The organism is Cellulomonas septica, assembly GCF_012396155.1.
Classification (GTDB): Bacteria; Actinomycetota; Actinomycetes; order Actinomycetales; family Cellulomonadaceae; genus Cellulomonas; species Cellulomonas septica.
Window position 1 is genome coordinate 1 of record NZ_JAAXOY010000499.1, and the last position, 2,697, is coordinate 2,697.

Below are 2,697 nucleotides of genomic sequence, written 5' to 3' on the forward strand. Positions count from 1 at the left end.
CACGGGAGCGCCCGGCGCCGGGGCCCGACGTCGGCGCGGCCGGCTCGCGCTCGCCGCGGTCGCGGTCGTCCTCGTCGCCCTGCTCGCGTGGCCGATCGGGCTCGTGCTGTGGGCGAACGGCAAGGTGCAGCACACGACCGCGCTCTCGGGCGCGGCCGACACCCCCGGCACGACCTACCTGCTCACCGGATCCGACTCGCGCGCGGACGGCGGCATCGCGGCCGACGGCACCGAGGGCGCGCGGACCGACACGATCCTCCTGCTGCACGTCCCGGAGAACGGACCGACGGCGCTCATCTCACTGCCCCGCGACACGTACGTCGAGATCCCCGAGCACGGCGCGTCGAAGCTCAACGCCGCGTTCGCGTGGGGACAGGCGCCGCTGCTGGTCCGCACGGTCGAGGGGCTCACCGGCCTGACGGTCGACCACTACGCGGAGATCGGCATGGCGGGCGTCGGGAACGTCGTCGACGCGGTCGGCGGCGTGCACCTGTGCCACGACGCGGACGTCAACGACGCCGACTCCGGCATGGTGTGGACCGCCGGGTGCCACGACGTCGGCGGACCTGAGGCGCTCGCGTTCGCGCGCATGCGCAAGTCCGACCTCAAGGGCGACGTGGGCCGCGCCGAGCGGCAGCGGCAGCTCGTCAGCGCGGTCATGGCGAAGGTCCAGCCGTCCTCGCTCGTGTGGCACCCCGCGCAGCAGGTGAAGCTCGTCGACGCCGGGACCGGCGCGCTCACCGTGGACGACGGCTCGGGCATCGTCGACATGGGGCGCCTCGCGCTCGCGTTCCGTGCCGCGACCGGGCCCGAGGGGATCACGGGCACGCCGCCCATCGCCGACATGGACTACCGCCCGGGCGACGTCGGCTCGACGGTCCTGCTCGACCCCGACCAGGCGCCCACGTTCTTCGCCGCGATCCGTGACGGCTCGCTGCCGCCGGGAGCGGTGGGCGGCGTCCCCGGGTCCTGACGCCCGACGGCGCTCCGGCATCCTGACGCCCGACGGCGTTCCGGCGTCCTGCGCCCGGACGTCAGACGACGTCACCGGCTCCTGACGCCCGACGGCGTTCCGGCGTCCTGCGCCCGGACGTCAGACGACGTCACCGGCTCCTGTCGCCCGACGACGTCACCGGGGCCTGTCGCCCGGCCGGTCGGGCGCCACCGCGTCCGGCGCCTGGACGGTCGGACGGGCCGCGTCAGCCGGGGACGCGGACCTCGTCGAGGCCGCGCACCAGACGCGGCCCGCGGTTGACGCGGTCGAGCACCACGCCCCGCACCCACGCGAGCGCCTGCTCGGACCAGCGCCGCACCCGGGGGCCGCACGGCAGCTCGACGCACCGGTGGACGAGCCACGCGAGCACGAGCGCCGCACCGACGGCGAGCGCCAGGGCGACGGCCGTCGGCACGTGCGGCGCCGTGAGGTGGACGACGTACAGGCCCCAGTAGTCGTGCACCAGGTAGACGGGGTACGTGAGCGCGCCGAGCGTCACGCACCACGTGGCCCGCGCCCGCGCGAGCGGCGTGAGGACGGCGCACGCGACCAGCGCGACGCACACCACGACGCCGACCCCGAGCAGCAGCTCCGACGGCGCGTAGCCGGTCGTCCGGGCGAGGACGGCGGCGCGCGACGGGACGACGAGCAGCACCGCGAGGACGGTGTTCGCCGCGACCACGAGCCACGCGTCGGGCCGGTGCCCGTCGCGGTGCAGCACGTAGAGCGCCATGCCGGCCGCGAACAGCGACGCGTAGTCGGCGACGAGCGCGGTCGCCAGGCCCGTGAGGCCGCTGTGCAGCCCGAGCTGCGCGAGCCACGGCCAGACGAGCGCGACCGCGAGCACCCGGCGTCGGGTCAGCCCGACGAGCGACAGGAGGCCGATCAGCAGGTAGAAGCGCAGCTCCGCCCAGAGCGTCCAGGAGACGCCGTCGACGTGGGGCACGCCGAGCGCGGACTGCACCATCGTGAGGTTGACCAGCACCTGCGCGGGGGTCACGTCCTTGCCGTCGGGCCACAGCACGAGCAGCAGTCCCCCGGTGAGCAGCACGCCCGCCCAGTACGCCGGGTACAGGCGCGCGAGCCGCGAGGCGACCAGCCGGACCGTCGGGCGGCCCCAGGCGGTCAGCAGCACCACGAACCCGCTGATGACGAAGAACAGCTCCGGGCCGAGCGACCCGTAGGACGTCCACCGCGGGACGTCGCCGAGGCGCTCCACCTGGTCGGGTCCCCACGCCGACGTCTGCCGGCCCGCGAGGTGGTACGCGACGACCGCGGCCGCGGCGAGGAACCGGAGCCCGTCGAGCACCATGAGCCGGGGTGGTGGCGGGCTCGTGGGCGCGTCACCGGTGACGGCGGTCGAGGTGCCGGCCCGGTCGGCGGGGGCGGCAGGCGCTGGTGTGCGGGGGACGGTACGAGGGGCGACGGTGCGGTCGTCGACGGAGGGAGCGGAGGTCATCACCTCGACGGTAGGCACGCTCCCGCCGGCACCGCGCGCCGAGACCGCCCGGGCGACGCGTCGTGCACGGGGTTTTCACACGAGGCCCCCGGACCGCCTCCCGGGACCTCCACGAGCCCGGCCCCGCGCTGCCCGACCGCTCAGGCGGAGAACCCGGTCGTCGGCCGGCCCGTCGCGCGCGCCCGCAGGCGCTCGCCCTTGGCGTCCGCCTGCGCGCGGAGGCCGTCCTGGAACCGCGCCATCG

2 protein-coding genes are annotated in these 2,697 nt (G+C 76.0%); one reads left to right on the plus strand and one right to left on the minus strand.

What is annotated here, in order from left to right; translation table 11 throughout:
* A partial coding sequence (locus tag HGA02_RS15665; protein ID WP_246247886.1) for an LCP family protein occupies positions 1-973 on the plus strand: 973 nt, incomplete at its 5' end.
* 226 nt (positions 974-1,199) lie between these two features.
* Here the strand turns inward: HGA02_RS15665 and HGA02_RS15670 are convergent.
* The gene (locus HGA02_RS15670; RefSeq protein ID WP_168680005.1) at positions 1,200-2,453 is read right to left on the minus strand and encodes an acyltransferase family protein; all 1,254 of its coding nucleotides are present in this window, start codon (positions 2,451-2,453) and stop codon (positions 1,200-1,202) included.
* Positions 2,454-2,697 lie beyond the last annotated feature (244 nt).

Bases quoted from the DNA above. Each gene is read 5' to 3' on its own strand.
- HGA02_RS15670 (WP_168680005.1), bottom strand. From the start codon at position 2,453: ATGACCTCCGCTCCCTCCGTCGACGACCGCACCGTCGCCCCTCGTACC.